We start from the raw sequence: 16,226 nt of genomic DNA on the forward strand, positions 1-16,226 counted from the left end.
GAGCGGTACCTCCGTGGTCGTGTGGGGCTTAGAAGTCCGCGCTGCCCGGGGCGCGCGGGTAGGGGATCGCATCGCGGATGTTGGACAGCCCGCAGACGTACACCACCAGGCGTTCGAAGCCCAGGCCGAAGCCGGCGTGCGGCACCGAACCATAGCGGCGGAAGTCGCGATACCAGCTGTAGTGCTCACGATCCAGGCCGAACTGGGCCATGCGCGCGTCCAGCACGTCCAGGCGCTCTTCGCGCTGGCTGCCGCCGATGATCTCGCCGATGCCCGGGGCCAGCACGTCCATCGCGGCAACGGTCTTGCCGTCGTCGTTCAGGCGCATGTAGAAGGCCTTGATGTGCTCCGGATAGTTGGTCACCACCACCGGGCGGCCGACGTGTTCTTCGGTCAGCCAGCGCTCGTGCTCGGTCTGCAGGTCCAAGCCCCATTCGACCGGGAAGTCGAACTTCTTGCCGGACTTCTGCAGCAGGCTGACCGCATCGGTGTAGTCGATGCGCTCGAACGGCGCATTGATGAAGTCTTCCAGCTTGGTGATCGCGTTCTTGTCCACGCGCTCGGCGATGAAGGCCAGGTCGTCGCCACGCTCGTTCAGCACCGCGCGGAACAGGTACTTCAGGAACTCTTCGGCCAGGCGAGCGTCTTCGGCCAGGTCGGCGAAGGCGATTTCCGGTTCGATCATCCAGAACTCCGCCAGATGGCGGGTGGTGTGGCTGTTTTCGGCGCGGAAGGTCGGGCCGAAGGTGTAGACCTTGCTCAGCGCCAGGCAGTAGGCCTCGACGTTCAGCTGGCCGGACACGGTCAGGAAGGTTTCCTTGCCGAAGAAGTCGCGGCTGAAATCGATCGCGCCCTTCTCGTCACGCGGCAGGTTCACCATGTCCAGGGTGGACACGCGGAACATCTGGCCGGCGCCCTCGGCGTCGGAGGTGGTGATGATCGGGGTGCTGATCCAGTTGAAGCCGTTCTCGTGGAAGAAACGGTGCACGGCCTGGGCCAGGCAGTTGCGGATGCGGGTGACCGCGCCGAACAGGTTGGTGCGCGGGCGCAGGTGCGCCACTTCGCGCAGGAACTCCGGCGACATCGGCTTGGGCTGGATCGGGTAGGTGAGCGGGTCTTCGACCCAGCCGACCACTTCCAGCGTGCTGGCCTGGATCTCGAACGACTGGCCCTTGCCCTGCGACTTCACCAGGGTGCCGGTGGCGATGACCGAGCAGCCGCTGGTCAGGCGCTTGATCTCGTCGAAGTTGACCAGGCTGTCGCCGGCCACGACCTGGATCGGCGCGAAGCAGGAGCCGTCGCTCACATTCACGAAGGCCAGATTCGCTGAACCGCGCACCGTGCGCACCCATCCGCGTACCGTGACTTCGCCGCCTTCCGGGATCTTCCCGGCAAGCGCATGTTCAACGCTGACCACCGTCATGACTTGAATCCTCTGCTGATCGACTCGATCTGTGAACACGGGAGTTTACCGGTTGCAGCGTTCTGCTTGCGAGGCATTTTTCGTGGCAACGGCTCCTTATAATGTCCCCGTACCTCTGGAGTAGCCCCATGGCCGTCAGCCTGACCCCCATTGCCTTCGAGCGCGTGCAGCGCTTTGTCGCCCAGACCCCCGGCGCGCTGGGCCTGCGTTTCGGCGTGACCAAGACCGGTTGCTCGGGCTGGGGTCACATCACCGACCTGGCCCGCGACGAGCGCGAGGGCGACACCGTGTTCGACCAGGACGGCGTGAAGATCTACGTCGACGCCAAGAGCCTGGCGCTGGTGGACGGCACCGTGATCGACTTCGGCAAGCACGGCCTGAGCGAAACGTTCACGTTCAGCAACCCGAACGCCACCGCCGAGTGTGGCTGCGGCGAGAGCTTCACCACCGACGCCGACAAGGCCTGAGGGCTGGTTCTGGCGTCCGCCGGGCATGGCCGGGCGCTGGTAGATGCCGACCTTGGTCGGCAGGGAAGGGATCCACGGATGGAACGACCGCTTTTCATTTATCACCCCAACGCCTACGCCCTCTCCTTCGAAGAGGTCGACGGGGTCTGCGACTGCTGCGGTCAGCCGCGCACACTGCGGTACCGGGGGCCGTTCTACTCCGTTCTGAGCCCCGATTACCTGTGCCCCTGGTGTATCGCCGATGGCAGGGCAGCGGCCAGTTACGAGGGTGAATTCACCGGCTGGAGCGATATCGAAGGGGTCTCCCCGGATCCGGCCGATCCGCCGCCGACCATCGCCCGTGAGCTGCTGCTGGAGATCTGCGAGCGCACCCCGGGCTACTCTTCCTGGCAGCAGTCGGTCTGGCTCAGCCATTGTGAGCGGCCCTGCGCCTTCCTCGGTTACGCCGGCAGCGAAGATCTGCTGCCCATCCTCGACGAGGTCCGGCCCGACGTGGTCGAGGTCAATCCGCGCGACGCCGACTGGGTGCTTGAACACCTGAGCCGGGACGGGGAGATGATTGGCTGCCTGTTCCAGTGCCTGGAATGCGGCCAGCACCGCCTTCACGTCGACCTGGGGTGAATCCAGGCGGATTCGTGGACTGTGCGGGGCTCCGGTAGCGGCCAGCCTTGGCTGGCATGAAGGCTGCCCCCGGTTCAGGTTGCCCTGTGACCCGCCGGTTGCCCAGCCACCCCATCTGCGCCATAATGCGCGGCTTCCTGCCTTCCTGGCGGGAATCCTTGCCCCACCGCGGTCTCAACGGCGGGGGGCTGTCCGGCCGCGAGGCCACATCCGAAAGGTAGAAAAAAACATGAGTCGTCATTACGAAATCGTGTTCATGGTCCACCCGGACCAGAGCGAGCAGGTCCCGGCCATGATCGAGCGCTACAAGTCGCTGGTCGAGAACGGCAACGGCACCATCCACCGTCTGGAAGACTGGGGCCGCCGCCAGCTGGCGTACCCGATCCAGAACCTGGTGAAGGCCCACTACGTGCTGATGAACATCGAAGCCGACCAGGCCGTTCTGAACGAACTGACCGAAAGCTTCCGCTTCAACGACGCCGTGCTGCGCAACCTGGTCATCAAGCGTGACGAGGCTGACACCGAGCAGTCGCTGATCATGAAGAGCAAGGACGAGAAGGGTGACAAGCCGGAGCGCGGTGAGCGCCGTCGTCGTGACGACGAAGAAGGCGAGTCCACCACCACCGCTGACAACGAAGCCGGCGACGACGCCGCTTCCGCCGCCTAAGGAGCCTTCCCATGTCCAAGTTCTTCCGTCGCCGCAAGTTCTGCAAGTTCACGGCTGAAGGTGTGAAGGAGATCGACTACAAGGATCTCAACACCCTGCGCCAGTACCTGACCGAGAACGGCAAGATCGTGCCGAGCCGCGTCACCGGTACCAAGTCGAAGTACCAGCGTCAGCTGGCGACCGCCGTCAAGCGCGCTCGCTTCCTGGCCCTGATCCCGTACACCGACAACCACGACGTCTGATGCCCGGCGGGGCGGCCCGGTGCCGCCCCCGCTGTGCCAGCTATTCGGACAGCCTTTGTTGCGGGGCATCGCCTCGCTAACGAATAACTCATCTGGAGCAATACCATGCAGCTGATCCTCCTGCAGAAAGTCACCAACCTCGGCAACCTGGGCGACCTGGTCGACGTGAAGCCGGGCTACGGCCGTAACTTCCTCGTGCCGCAGGGCAAGGCCGTTCCGGCCACCGAGAGCAACAAGGCCGAGTTCGAAGCCAAGCGCGCCGAATACGAAGCCAAGGCCCAGGCCATCCACGCCGACGCTGACGCCCGCAAGGCCAAGCTGGAAGGCGCGAGCGTGACCATCCCGGCCAACGCTTCGACCGAAGGCAAGCTGTACGGCTCGGTCGGCGCCCGCGAAATCGCCGATGCCTTCACCGCTGCCGGCCTGCCGGTCAGCAAGAGCGAAGTCATCCTGGGCGAAGGCGCCTTCCGCAACATCGGCGAATACGACGTGCTGGTCCACCTGCACGCTGACGTCGAGACCACCGTCAAGGTCGTCGTCGTCGCCGAAGCCTGATCCCACGCCGCAAGGCCTGGCATCACCGCAGAACGGGCGCCCGCAAGGGTGCCCGTTTTGTTTTATGGCTCCGTTTCGTGGCGTCGGGCCACGTCCGGCCGACGGGGTGGGGCTGGACAATGTTCCACGCCCATTCGTAGAACACGGCCACATCGGTATACTCAGGGCGTCACACCCGTTCCACGGGCATCGATCCCAGCAGGATCAATGACTTGGAGGGTAAACGCAGGCCGCTTGCCGGCCCCAGTCCGGAACCCCTATGCGTCTTTCCACGATCAAGCTGTCCGGCTTCAAGTCGTTCGTCGATCCGACCACCCTGCACCTGCCGACCAACATGACCGGCGTGGTGGGGCCCAATGGCTGCGGCAAGTCGAACATCATCGACGCCGTGCGCTGGGTCATGGGCGAGAGCTCGGCCAGCCGCCTGCGCGGCGACTCGCTGACCGACGTGATCTTCTCCGGTTCCAATGCCCGCAAGCCGGTCTCGCAGGCCACCGTCGAGCTGATCTTCGACAACTCCGACCACACAATCTCGGGCGAGTACGCCTCGTTCAACGAAATCTCGGTCAAGCGCACGGTCAGCCGCGACGGCACCAGCAACTATTACCTCAACGGCACCAAGTGCCGTCGCCGCGACATCACCGACCTGTTCCTCGGCACTGGCCTGGGCCCGCGCAGCTACTCGATCATCGAGCAGGGCATGATCAGCCAGATCATCGAGGCGCGCCCGGAAGACCTGCGCGTGTACCTGGAAGAGGCGGCCGGCATCTCCAAGTACAAGGAGCGCCGCAAGGAGACCGAGACCCGCATCCGCCACACCCGCGAGAACCTGGACCGGCTGGGCGACCTGCGCGACGAGATCAGCAAGCAGCTCGAACACCTCAAGCGCCAGGCCAGGCAGGCCGAGCAGTACCAGGCGCTGCAGGAAGAGCGCCGGGTCAAGGATGCCGAGTGGAAGGCCCTGGAATTCCGCGGGTTGGACGGTCGCCTGTCCAAGCTGCGCGAGGGCCTGTCGCAGGAAGAGACCAAACTGCAGCAGCTGATCGCCGACCAGCGTGACGCCGAGGCCCGCATCGAGACCTCGCGCGTGCGCCGCGAAGAGGCCGCCGACGCGCTGAACACCGCGCAGGCCGCGGTCTACCAGGTCGGCAGCACGCTGGCGCGCGTGGAACAGCAGATCCAGCACCAGCGCGAACTGTCGCAGCGCCTGCACAAGGCGCGCGACGAGACGCGCCAGGCGTTGGCCGAACTGGGCCAGCACATCAGCGGCGACGAGGCCAAACTGCTGGTGCTGCGCGAAGCGGTGGAGGCCGCCACCCCGCAGCTGGAAGAGCTGCAGGAAGAGAACGAGATCAAGCAGGAAAGCCTGCGCGAGGCCGAGGACCGGCTGGCCAGCTGGCAGCAGCGCTGGGAGCAGCACACCTCGCAGAGTTCGGAGGCGTCGCGCGCCGGCGATGTCGAGCGCACGCGCGTGGACTACCTGGACAAGCAGATCCTCGACGCTGACCGGCGTCGCGAGGCCCTGGCCGCCGAGCGCGCCGGGCTGGACGTGGACGCGCTGGAAGAAGCCTTCGAGCAGCTGCACCTGCAGCACGACACGCAGAAGACTGCGCTGGATGAATTGAGCGAAGACGTCGAGCTGCGCAAGCAGGGCGTGGCGGCCGTGCAGGAACAGCAGCGCAATGGCCAGAACGAACTGGCCGAACTGCGCAAGCAGGCCAACGGCCTGCGCGGTCGCCTGGCCTCGCTGGAAACCCTGCAGCAGGCCGCGCTGGGCCAGGAGCAGGGCGCTGCCGTGGCGTGGCTGAAGGCGCGTGGGCTGGATTCGGCAGCGCGTGTCGGCGAACGCCTGGACGTTGATGCCGGCTGGGAAAACGCGGTGGAAAGCGCGCTGGGCCAATTGATCGAAGGCGTGCTGGTTGATGATCCGGCCAGCCTGGTCGATGCGCTCGGCGAACTTGGCGAGGGCCACATCGCACTGGTCGCCAACGATGGCGCGGACCTGAAGGTCGCGCCGACCTCGCTGGCGGCCCGCGTGCGTGGCCCGGCAGCGATCCGTCGACTGCTGGCACACCTGCACGCAGCCAAGGACCTGTCCGAGGCGAAGGTGTTGCAGGGCAGTCTTCCGGAAGGCGATTCGATCATCACCCAGAGTGGTGAGCGCCTGGGCCAGGGCTGGCTGCGCGTATCGCGCTCCGGTGCGGCCCAGCAGGGCGCGCTGCTGCGCGAGCGCGAGATCAACGAGCTGCGCGAGCAGATCGAGCAGCTGCAGGACCGCGAGGCCGAGCTGGAAGAGCAGCTTTCCGGTTTCCGTGAGCAGTTGCAGGCCGCTGAGCAGCAGCGCGAAGACGCGCAGCGTGGGCTGTACCAGGCCCATCGTGCGGTCTCTGAACTGGCTGGCCAATTGCAGGGACAGCAGGGCAAGGTGGAGGCGGCGCGCACGCGCATCGACCGCATCGAAGGTGAACTGAAGCAGCTGCAGGAAACGTTGGAAGCCAACAACGAGCAGGCGCGTGAAGCGCGTTCGCGGTTGGAGAACGCGGTCAGCAGCATGGGCGACCTGGAATCGACCCGGCAACGGCTGGAGGGTGAGCGTCGCCAGCTGACCGAGGCCCGCGACCTGGCCAGAGACGCCGCGCGAGCGGTGCGCGAGCGCTCGCACTCGCTGGCCCTGACCCTGGAATCACAGCGGGCGCAGCTGGCCTCGTTGAGCCAGGCGTTGGAACGCATGGGCACCCAGCGCGGGCAGCTGGATTCGCGCCTGGGCGAACTGCATTCGCAGCTGGATGAGGGCGATTCGCCAGTCGAGTCGCTGCAGGCCGAGCACCAGAACGCACTGGAAGAGCGTGTGCGGGCCGATCGCGTGCTGACCGAGGCGCGCACGCTGCTGGACGGCATCGACGCCGAGCTGCGCAATTACGAACAGACCCGCCACCAGCGCGACGAACAGGCGCTGGCCCAGCGCGAGCGAATCTCGCAACGCAAGCTGGACCAGCAGGCGCTGGTGCTCAGCGCGGACACCCTGCAGGGCGCGGTGGAGAAGGCCGGCTTCGTGCTGCAGGACGTGCTCAACGCACTGCCCGAGGACGCCCGCCTGGGCGACTGGGAGCAGGCCGTGCACCAGATCGATGGCCGCATGCGCCGGCTGGAGCCGGTCAACCTGGCCGCCATCCACGAGTACGGCGAGGCTTCGCAACGCTCGGATTATCTGGATTCGCAGCACACCGACCTGACCACGGCGCTGGAAACCCTGGAAGATGCGATCCGCAAGATCGACCGCGAGACCCGCGGTCGTTTCAAGGACACCTTCGATCGTGTCAACGCTGGCGTGCAGGCGCTGTACCCGCGCCTGTTCGGTGGCGGCCACGCCTACCTGGAACTGACCGGTGAAGACCTGCTCGACACCGGTGTGACCATCATGGCGCGTCCGCCGGGCAAGCGCGTGTCCAGCATCTCGCTGCTGTCCGGCGGCGAGAAGGCGATGACCGCGGTGGCGCTGGTGTTCGCCATCTTCCAGCTGAACCCCGCGCCGTTCTGCCTGCTGGACGAGGTGGACGCGCCGCTGGACGAAGCCAACGTCGGCCGCTTGGCCAACATGGTCAAGGAAATGAGCGAAAAGGTGCAGTTCCTGTTCGTCAGCCACAACAAAGCGACGATGGAGGCCGCGCACCAGCTGTCGGGCGTGACCATGCGCGAGCCGGGCGTCAGCCGCCTGGTCAGCGTGGACCTGGAAGAAGCCGCGCGATTGGCGGGCGCGGCCTGACGTGCCATCCTAGTTACCTGAATGAACTAGCCGGAGAACCTATCGAATGTCCGACACGGCACTGTTGCGCATCGGCATCCTGGCCGCCGGCCTGCTGTTGATCGCCGCGATCTTCCTGTTTGGCCGTCCGAAAAAGAAGCCCCAGGGGCGCCGCGTGGAAGGCGCGGAACCGACCAGCGGCGAGCGCCGCGAGCCGGTACTGGGCGAAGACGGCGTCGCCGTGGCCGATGGCCGCGTCGAACCGGGCATGGGCACGGAAGGCGAGCAGGCCGAACTTGGTCTGGGCGAAACCGACCCGGGCGCCAGTGATCTCGGCAAGCGCGCCACCCAGGATTTCGACAAGATCGTCTCCTTGTTCGTGGCTGCCCGGGCCGGCGAGCAGCTGCGTGGTGAGGACATCGTGGTGGCGGCCGAGAAGACCGGCCTGGTGTTCGGCCACATGAACGTGTTCCACCGCCTGGTGGAAGGCCACCCCGAGCGCGGCCCGATCTTCTCGATGGCCAGCATCATGAAGCCGGGCAGCTTCGACATGGCCAACATCCGCGCCATGGAAACCCCAGCCATCGCCTTCTTCCTGACCCTGCCGGCGCCGCTGACCGCGCTGGACGCCTGGGAGAAGATGCTGCCGACGGTGCAGCGCATGGCTGAACTGCTGGATGGCGTGGTGCTGGATGACAGCCGCAATGCCCTGGGCCGCCAGCGCATCGCACACATCCGTGACGAGCTGCGCGCCTACGACCGCCAGCACCAGGCCCCGCCGCTGACCAAGACCCCGCGCTGGTAAGCGCCATGGCGTGCCGACCAACGGTCGGCACCCACCCCGACCAACGGTCGGCACCCACAACAGTAGATCCACGCCATGCGTGGATGGGGCGAACCAAGGTTCGCCCCATCCAACAGGATCAGGCCGGTACGCCGGCCACCTTCGCGAACGCATGGCGGAACGCGGCCATTTCCTCTTCGGTGCCGACGGTCACGCGCACGCGCTGTGGCCAGATCGGCCAGCTGCGTCCGATCACCACGCCGTTGTCCGCCATCGCCTTGGCGAACGCGCTGCCATCGCGTTGCACGTCGACCACGAAGCAGTTCGCTTCCGACGGCACGCAGCTGAAACCACGCTTGCCCAGCCATGCGATGGTGGCCTGGCGCACCTTGGCATTCTGCAGGCGGCGCTGCGGAATCAACTGCGGATCGCGCAGGCTGGCCAGTGCCGCCGCCAGCGCCGGCACCGGCAGCGGGTTGTCGCCCAGGCTGGCCAGTTCGCGCAGGCGGTCGGGATGTGCGGTCGCCACGCCCAGGCGTAGGCCGGCCATACCATATAGCTTGGAGAATGTGCGCAACACGATCAGGTCATCGCGCTGCGCCACCTGCGCGATCAGGCTCGGCTGTTCGCTGTACTGCAGATACGCCTCGTCCAACAGCACGCGGGTGGAAGCGGGCTTGTGGGCCAGCAGCCAGGCGAGCTCATCTGGTGGGCTGATCGAGCCGGTCGGGTTGTTGGGGTTGCACACATACAGCAGCCCGGTCGGGCGTGCGTGTGCGGCGGCGACCATCGCACGCAGGTCGTGTGCACCGTCCTCGCGCAGCGGCACTTTCTGCACGTGTGCACCGTGTGCGGCGGCGACCTCGCCCAGCGTCTCGAAGGTCGGGTCGGCCACTACCAGCCCCGCCTGCGGGCCGGTCCATAGCACGGCGGCGCGGTTCAGCGGCTCGCTGGAACCCGGATACAGCCGCACGTGATCAGCCGGAATGCGGGCCTGTTCGATGAAGGCATCGCGAACCTGTGCCGCCAGAGCGAAGCGGTAGCGGCCGCAGCTGGCGATGCTGTCGCGCGCCGCCTGCTGGGCGGCGGGCGAGGGGCCGTACGGGCATTCGTTGAAGTTCAGTAGTACGGCGCCTTTGGCAGGGGCTGGGGCGGCGGCTGTCGCGGGTTGGGCATGGCCGAGCTGCGGCAGCCCGGTGCCGGCGACGGCGAGGCCAGCACCGGCCAGTTGCAGGAAGCGTCGACGGGAGGCAGGCAGGGTCACGGGTGGGATTCCGAAGGGCGACCGTCGCACGCTAGCGCCGGTGGGGATGGGCGGCAAGCTGCTCTTCTGCGGAGTCGAACCATGTTCGACTGTAGATGTGCCAACCAAGGTTGGCACCTACCAGAGCTGGGGAGTGGTTGGCACCTACCAGAGCGGGAGGGTGGTTGGCACGTACCAGAGCTGGGGAGTGGTTGGCACGTACCAGGATGGGGGAGTGGTTGGCACGTGCCAGAGCGAGGGAGCACCAGTCGAGCAAGCTCGACGCTACAAAGGCGGGGGCGTTACAGGGCCTGACGGTCGGGCGCGGTAGAATCCCCGGCCATCCCAGAACCACCGGATCCCGATGAGCCCCAGCCCCGCCGAACGCGCCGAAGACCTTCGCCGGCAGATCGCCCAGGCCAACCGCGCCTACCATGAGCTGGACGCGCCGGAGATCCCCGACGTCGACTACGACCGGATGGTGCGCGAGCTGGAAGCGCTGGAGCGCGAGCATCCGGAGCTGGCCCGTGCCGACAGCCCGACCCAGCAGGTCGGTGCGCGCCCGTCCGGCCGCTTCCCGGAAGTGCGCCACGCGGTGCCGATGCTGTCGCTGTCCAATGCCTTCAGTGACGAGGAAGTGGCGGATTTCGTACGCCGCATCGACGAGCGCCTGGGCCGTCGCAGCCTGCGGTTCTCGGCCGAGCCGAAGATGGACGGCCTGGCGATCAGCCTGCGCTACGAGGACGGTCATTTCGTACTCGGCGCGACCCGTGGCGATGGCAGTACCGGCGAGGACGTGACCGCCAACCTGCGCGAGATCGGTGATATTCCCAAGCGCCTGCACGGCAAGGACTGGCCGGATGTGCTGGAGGTGCGTGGTGAGGTCTACATGGCCCGCGCCGACTTCGAGTCCTACAACGAACGTGCGCGCCTGCAGGGCGGCAAGGTGCTGGCCAACCCGCGCAACGCCGCCGCCGGTTCGCTGCGCCAGCTCGACCCGAAGATCAGTGCGCAGCGCCGGCTGAGTTTCTTCGCCTACGGCACCGGCGAAGTGCAGGGCGGCGAGCTGCCGGACACCCATTCGGGCACACTGGCCCAGCTCGGTGCCTGGGGCTTCCCGGTCAGTGAGTTGTGCAAGGTGGTGGAAGGCACCGACGGCCTGCTCGGCTACTACCGCGATATCGGTGAGCGCCGCGATGGCCTGCCGTTCGATATCGATGGCGTGGTCTACAAGCTGGATGACCGCGCCGGCCAGCAGGCCATGGGCTTCGTTTCGCGTGCGCCGCGCTGGGCCATCGCGCACAAGTTCCCCGCGCAGGAACAGAGCACTACGGTGGAGGCGATCGAGATCCAGATCGGCCGCACCGGTGCTGCCACACCGGTCGCGCGGCTGGCACCGGTGGCGGTGGCCGGCGTGATCGTGTCCAACGCCACGTTGCACAACGCCGACCAGATCGCACGCCTGGATGTGCGCGTGGGTGACAGCGTGATCGTGCGCCGCGCCGGTGATGTAATTCCGGAAGTGGTCAGCGTCATCCTTGATCGCCGCCCGCCGGGCACCACGCCGTGGCAGATGCCGACGCGCTGCCCGGTGTGCGGCTCGGAAATCGTGCGCGAGGAAGGTGCTGCCGCATGGCGCTGCTCGGGCGAACTGTCCTGCCCGGCGCAGCGCAAGGAAGCCATCGCCCATTTCGCCTCGCGTCGCGCGATGGATATCGATGGCCTGGGTGACAAGTACATCGAAACCCTGGTCGACGCCGGCATCGTCAGAAGCGTGGCCGATCTGTACCGGCTCAACCGTGACCAGCTGCTGCATCTGAAGCTGGTGCTGGATGCCGAGGACCCTTCCGCACTGGCGGCTGCGCTGAAGCTGCACCTGCCCGCCGAAGGCAGTGGTGCGGTGCTCAATGCGGTGCTCAAGCTGGATGGCAACGATCCGGGCTGGCGCGCACAGGCGCTGGTACAGCCGGCCAGCTTCGAATGGAACACGAAGAAGATCGCCACCAAGTGGGCCGACAACCTGATCGCGGCAATCGACGCCAGCCGCGCGGCCACGCTGGAGCGCCTGCTGTTCGCGCTTGGCATCGAGCACGTGGGTGAGAGCACGGCCAAGGCGCTGGCGCAGTGGTTTGGTGACCTGGAGCTGATCCGCCACCTGCCGTGGCCGTTGTTCAAGCGTGTGCCGGACATCGGCGGCGAAGTGGCGCGTTCGCTGGGTCATTTCTTCGAGCAGCAGGGCAACCAGCAGGCCATCGATGACCTGCTGCAGGTCGGTCAGGTGCGCATCAGCGATGTGCATGCGCCCAGTGCCAAGCTGCGCGAAGGGCTGGATCTGGCGCAGCTGCTGGTCGAATCGGAGATCCCTGGCATCACCCGCCTGCGCGCCGAAAAACTGGTCGCTGCGCTTTCCGGCGCGCAAGCAGTGCTCGACGCCGAGCATGGCCAGTTCGTCAACGCCGGCCTGCCCGATGACACTGCACGCGGCCTGGCTGCGTGGCTCGATGCAGATGGCCATGGCGCGATGCTGCTGGCGGCCGAGAAGGCGATGCAGCAGATCCTGGCCAAGGCGCCGGCGCTGGCCGAGATCGTGGCCGGCCCGCTGGATGGGCAGACCGTGGTGCTGACCGGCACCCTGGCCCAGCTCACCCGCGATGCCGCCAAGGAACGCCTGGAAGCGCTGGGTGCCAAGGTCTCCGGCAGCGTGTCGAAGAAGACCAGCTTCGTGGTGGCCGGTACCGAGGCCGGCTCCAAGCTGGACAAGGCGCAGTCGCTGGGCGTGCCGGTATGGGACGAAGACCGCCTGCTGGCCTACCTCGCCGAACACGAATGATGACCCCGCCGGGTGCCTGGCGCCCGGCATGAAACAAAAAGGAACACCGATGCAGACCGCTCCGCTGGATTTCCGCCTGGCCACCCGTGCCGACGAAGAACTGTTGATCGCGTTGATGCGCGAGTTCTATGCCGAAGACAAGATCGACTTCGACGACGCGCGCGTGCGTCGCGGCGTGGACGCGCTGCTGGCCGATCCGCGCAATGGCGAGGTGCTGCTGTGGCTGGACGAGGCCGCCGAGGTGGTGGGCTACGCAGTGATCGCGATGGGTTTCAGCCTGGAGCAGGGCGGCCACTTCATGTTGCTGGACGAGCTGTACCTGAGCCACCGCGCGCGCGGCCGCGGCCGCGGCAAGCAGGCGCTGGCCATCTGCGAACAGCGCGCTCGCGGGCGTGGCGTCAGCCGCCTGCGGCTGGAAGTGAACCACCACAACGAACTGGCCCGGCGCCTGTACCTGGCCAGTGGCTACATCGATGACACCCGCGATCTGCTGACCCTGCCGCTGGATCATCCGCGCCCGGAGGGCATCCTGTGAGCGAGGCCCTGCTGCGCGCGCTGCAGCAGCGTGCCGTGCTCAACGCGCTGGTGCGCCGCTTCTTCGCCGATCGCGATGTGCTGGAGGTGGAGACGCCGATCCTGTCGGTGGCCGGCAACACCGAGCCGAACATCGACAGCTTCCATACCGATTTCACCGGCCATGTCGATGCCGGTGGCCGCCGCCGCTGGCTGCGCACCTCGCCGGAGTATCCGCTCAAGCGCCTGCTGGCGGCGGGCGTGGGTGACTGTTACGAACTGGGCCGGGTGTTCCGCAACGGCGAGGCGGGCGGCCGCCACAATCCGGAATTCACCATGCTGGAGTGGTACCGGGTCGGTTGGGACCACCATCGTCTGGTGCAGGAAACCGCCGAGCTGGTCGGCCAGGCGCTGGCCCTGGTCGGGCGCAGTGCGACGCTGCGTGTGCTCAGTTACCGCGAGCTGTTCCAGCAGTACGTGGGTGTGGATCCGTTCGATGCCGATGAGGCCGCGCTGCGTGCCGCGCTGGGCGAGGTACATATCGACCCGGTCGGGCTGACCCGCGATGACTGGCTGGATCTGCTGATGACCCATCATATCCAGCCGCATTTCGATGACGCGGTGATGACCGTGGTCCACGATTGGCCTGCCAGCCAGGCCGCACTGGCGCGCATTCGAGCCGGCACGCCGCCGCTGGCCGAGCGTTTCGAGCTTTATCTGGGGGCCGTGGAACTGGCCAACGGCTATCACGAACTGAACGACGCGCACGAACAGCGTGCGCGATTCCAGCGTGACCTGCAGCGCCGCCATGAGCGGGGCCAGGTGCAACCGTCCGTGGATGAGGCGCTGCTGTCGGCGTTGCCATCGATGCCTGCCTGCGCTGGCGTGGCGGTGGGTGTCGATCGGTTGTTGATGGCGATGAACCGCACGCCGCGTATCGCCGATGTGCTGGCCTACGACTTCGCCCACGCGTGAGCGCGGTGCGCACGTTCCTGAACATCGAAGACTGAACGGAATTCCGCGTTTCCACGCTTGCTTCGGTAAGCAGGATGATGCTCTTATCACGGCAGATGCCGGACACTGGCACGCAGTTCATCCATTCCTGCTGGGGAAGGCTTTGGTCAAGTGGTTTGCGGTTGTCGCTGCACCGGTGTACTCCATCGCGCTCTGGGGTGCCTGGCTGCCGTCATCGGCGTCGGCCCAGCAGGCGGGCTATGACGGCGAAGTGGTGACCTGCGAATCGCGCGACATGGGCTGGGTGCATTGCGATATCGACGTCAGCAATGGCATCGACCTTGTGCGCCAGTTGTCCAGCAACAGTTGCATCCGTGGCAGCGAGTGGGGCACCGACCGCAGTGGCGTGTGGGTCACCCTTGGCTGCCGCGCCGAGTTCCGTGCGCGTCGTGCGGAAGGTGCAGCGCCTGCGGCAACGGAAGGCAAGCGCCTGGTCCGCCGTGTGGTGCGCTGCGAATCCAATGGCCGCCCGCAGAGTTGCCCGGTGCGCCTGGACGGGGCGCCGGTGCGCCTGCTGCGCCAGCTGTCGGTGCTGCCGTGCCGCGAAGGGCAGGGCTGGGGCTACAAGCGCAATGAAGTCTGGACCAGCCGTGGTTGCCAGGGCGATTTCGAAGTGGCTGACGAGGACGGCCGTTTTGTCGACGTGCCACGCCGCCTGACCTGCGAGTCGAAGTCGAAGAAGCGCCGCTTCTGTGGGGCGAGCATTTCGGTCGGCGCGGTCGTTACCGAGCAGTTGTCCAGCACCCCGTGCGAGGAAGGCAACACCTGGGGCTGGAACCGCAACGGGATCTGGGTGGACGGCGGCTGCCGCGCCGAATTCTCGGTGAATTGAGCCCGGGCAGGCTCCAACCACGCGGGGCGTGGCCCTACAATGGGCCCATGAACACTGCCTCCGACATCGACTACGCCCGTTATGACCACATCCGCCCGATCCTCTGGACCGGAGATGCCCTGCAACTGCTGGACCAGCGCAAGCTACCGTTCGTGGTCGAGCACGTGGTCTGCCATGACAGTGACGCAGTTGCCAGCGCCATCCACGCGCTGACCGTGCGTGGCGCGCCGGCGATCGGCATTGCCGCAGCCTGGGGTGTGGTGCTGGCGGCGCGGGACGTGCAGGCCGCTGATGGCGCGCATGCGCTTCAGCAGTTGGAGCCGGCGCTGCAGCGCCTGAACGCATCGCGCCCGACCGCCGTCAATCTGGCCTGGGCGCTGGCGCGCATGCGTCGCTGCCTGAACGTCGCCGGCGGCGACTGGAAGGCCCTGCTGGAAGCCGAAGCGCAGGCCATTGCCGAGGAGGACCTGGCCGCCAACCGCCACATGGGCGCGCTGGGCGCGGGCCTGATCGAGGCCGGCAGCGGCGTGCTGACCCACTGCAACACCGGCTCGCTGGCCACCGCCGGCTTCGGCACGGCACTGGGCGTGATCCGTGCCGGCATGGCCCAGCACCGCATCGCCCGCGTGTTCGCCGGCGAGACCCGTCCGTGGCTGCAGGGCGCACGCCTGACCGTGTGGGAACTGCAGCAGGATGGCATCGACGCCACCCTGATCGCCGATTCGGCGGCCTCGCACCTGATGAAGACCGGTGCGGTGCAATGGGTGATCGTCGGTGCAGACCGCATCTGCGCCAACGGCGATACCGCCAACAAGATCGGCACCTATCAGCTGGCCATCGCCGCTCGCCACCACGGGGTCAAGTTCATGGTGGTGGCGCCGTCCTCGACCGTGGACATGGAGACCGTGGACGGCAGCCAGATCGAGATCGAGCAGCGCGACCCGGGCGAGCTGTACGGCGTGGGCGGCACCCGCACCGTGGCCGAGGGCATCGCCGCCTGGAACCCGGTGTTCGACGTCACCCCGGGTGAACTGATCGATGCCATCGTGACCGAGCGCGGGGTGATCCTGAACCCGACCATCGAGAACATGCGCGCCGCCTTTGGTGGCTGAGGCACAGGGGAGGGGGCAGCGTGACCTCCGCCCCCGGTAGTGGGGGGCGGGGGGGGGGCCCCCCCCCCAGTCCCGCTTTATTTCGGGTTGTGACACGGGCGGAGCAGGCGGGGGGGGAGCAGATTGGGTGTTTAGCAACTGGTGATAAGCGTCTCTGCCACCGCCCCCACCCCCCCAGCCG

Annotated in this window: 14 protein-coding genes; 12 read left to right on the forward strand and 2 right to left on the reverse strand. The window is 66.9% G+C overall.

The features are described from left to right. Positions 1-28 precede the first annotated feature (28 nt). Complete coding sequence (gene asnS, locus AC5O77_RS07910) at positions 29-1,423, reverse strand: asparagine--tRNA ligase (protein WP_478056904.1); 1,395 nt, start codon at positions 1,421-1,423, stop codon at positions 29-31. Positions 1,424-1,551: 128 nt separating this feature from the next. Between asnS and AC5O77_RS07915 the strand changes: the two genes are divergently transcribed. From AC5O77_RS07915 to zipA, 7 genes are all read left to right on the forward strand, one after another. Beyond that, positions 1,552-1,890: a HesB/IscA family protein gene (locus tag AC5O77_RS07915; RefSeq protein ID WP_006376495.1), complete on the forward strand. Its 339-nt coding sequence runs from the start codon at positions 1,552-1,554 to the stop codon at positions 1,888-1,890. Positions 1,891-1,968: 78 nt separating this feature from the next. Beyond that, entirely contained in the window at positions 1,969-2,511 is a 543-nt protein-coding gene (locus AC5O77_RS07920) for a CbrC family protein (protein ID WP_478056903.1), read from the forward strand. A 229-nt stretch (positions 2,512-2,740) separates the two neighbouring features. After that, entirely contained in the window at positions 2,741-3,178 is a 438-nt protein-coding gene (gene rpsF, locus AC5O77_RS07925) for a 30S ribosomal protein S6 (RefSeq protein WP_006452997.1), read from the forward strand. Positions 3,179-3,189: 11 nt separating this feature from the next. Beyond that, a complete protein-coding gene (gene rpsR, locus AC5O77_RS07930) occupies positions 3,190-3,420 on the forward strand; it encodes a 30S ribosomal protein S18 (RefSeq protein ID WP_002804494.1) in 231 nt (76 codons plus the stop codon). 105 nt (positions 3,421-3,525) lie between these two features. Continuing rightward, a complete protein-coding gene (gene rplI / locus AC5O77_RS07935) occupies positions 3,526-3,975 on the forward strand; it encodes a 50S ribosomal protein L9 (RefSeq protein WP_014037734.1) in 450 nt (149 codons plus the stop codon). 259 nt (positions 3,976-4,234) lie between these two features. Continuing rightward, positions 4,235-7,738 carry a chromosome segregation protein SMC gene (gene smc, locus AC5O77_RS07940; RefSeq protein ID WP_478056902.1) on the forward strand — a complete coding sequence of 1,168 codons (3,504 nt, stop codon included), beginning with the start codon at positions 4,235-4,237 and terminating at the stop codon, positions 7,736-7,738. Positions 7,739-7,784: 46 nt separating this feature from the next. Then, the gene (gene zipA, locus AC5O77_RS07945) at positions 7,785-8,522 is read left to right on the forward strand and encodes a cell division protein ZipA (protein ID WP_006376490.1); all 738 of its coding nucleotides are present in this window, start codon (positions 7,785-7,787) and stop codon (positions 8,520-8,522) included. A gap of 118 nt (positions 8,523-8,640) precedes the next feature. On the opposite strand, the gene AC5O77_RS07950 is transcribed toward zipA, so the two are convergent. Continuing rightward, positions 8,641-9,765: a pyridoxal phosphate-dependent aminotransferase gene (locus AC5O77_RS07950; protein WP_478056901.1), complete on the reverse strand. Its 1,125-nt coding sequence runs from the start codon at positions 9,763-9,765 to the stop codon at positions 8,641-8,643. Between the two features lie 343 nt (positions 9,766-10,108). Here AC5O77_RS07950 and ligA point away from each other — a divergent pair, with 343 nt between their 5' ends. From ligA to mtnA, 5 genes are all read left to right on the forward strand, one after another. Further along, positions 10,109-12,574: an NAD-dependent DNA ligase LigA gene (gene ligA / locus AC5O77_RS07955; RefSeq protein ID WP_478056900.1), complete on the forward strand. Its 2,466-nt coding sequence runs from the start codon at positions 10,109-10,111 to the stop codon at positions 12,572-12,574. 49 nt (positions 12,575-12,623) lie between these two features. Further along, complete coding sequence (locus AC5O77_RS07960) at positions 12,624-13,109, forward strand: GNAT family N-acetyltransferase (RefSeq protein WP_032127684.1); 486 nt, start codon at positions 12,624-12,626, stop codon at positions 13,107-13,109. Then, the gene (epmA, locus tag AC5O77_RS07965) at positions 13,106-14,062 is read left to right on the forward strand and encodes an EF-P lysine aminoacylase EpmA (RefSeq protein WP_478056899.1); all 957 of its coding nucleotides are present in this window, start codon (positions 13,106-13,108) and stop codon (positions 14,060-14,062) included. Before AC5O77_RS07960 ends, epmA begins: the two co-directional genes overlap by 4 nt. A gap of 142 nt (positions 14,063-14,204) precedes the next feature. After that, positions 14,205-14,933, forward strand: a complete 729-nt coding sequence (locus AC5O77_RS07970) for a DUF3011 domain-containing protein (protein ID WP_032127686.1) — start codon at positions 14,205-14,207, stop codon at positions 14,931-14,933. Positions 14,934-14,980: 47 nt separating this feature from the next. Continuing rightward, the gene (gene mtnA / locus AC5O77_RS07975) at positions 14,981-16,045 is read left to right on the forward strand and encodes an S-methyl-5-thioribose-1-phosphate isomerase (protein WP_478056898.1); all 1,065 of its coding nucleotides are present in this window, start codon (positions 14,981-14,983) and stop codon (positions 16,043-16,045) included. Positions 16,046-16,226: the final 181 nt, after the last annotated feature.

The organism is Stenotrophomonas sp. INTA L402-1, from assembly GCF_059295135.1.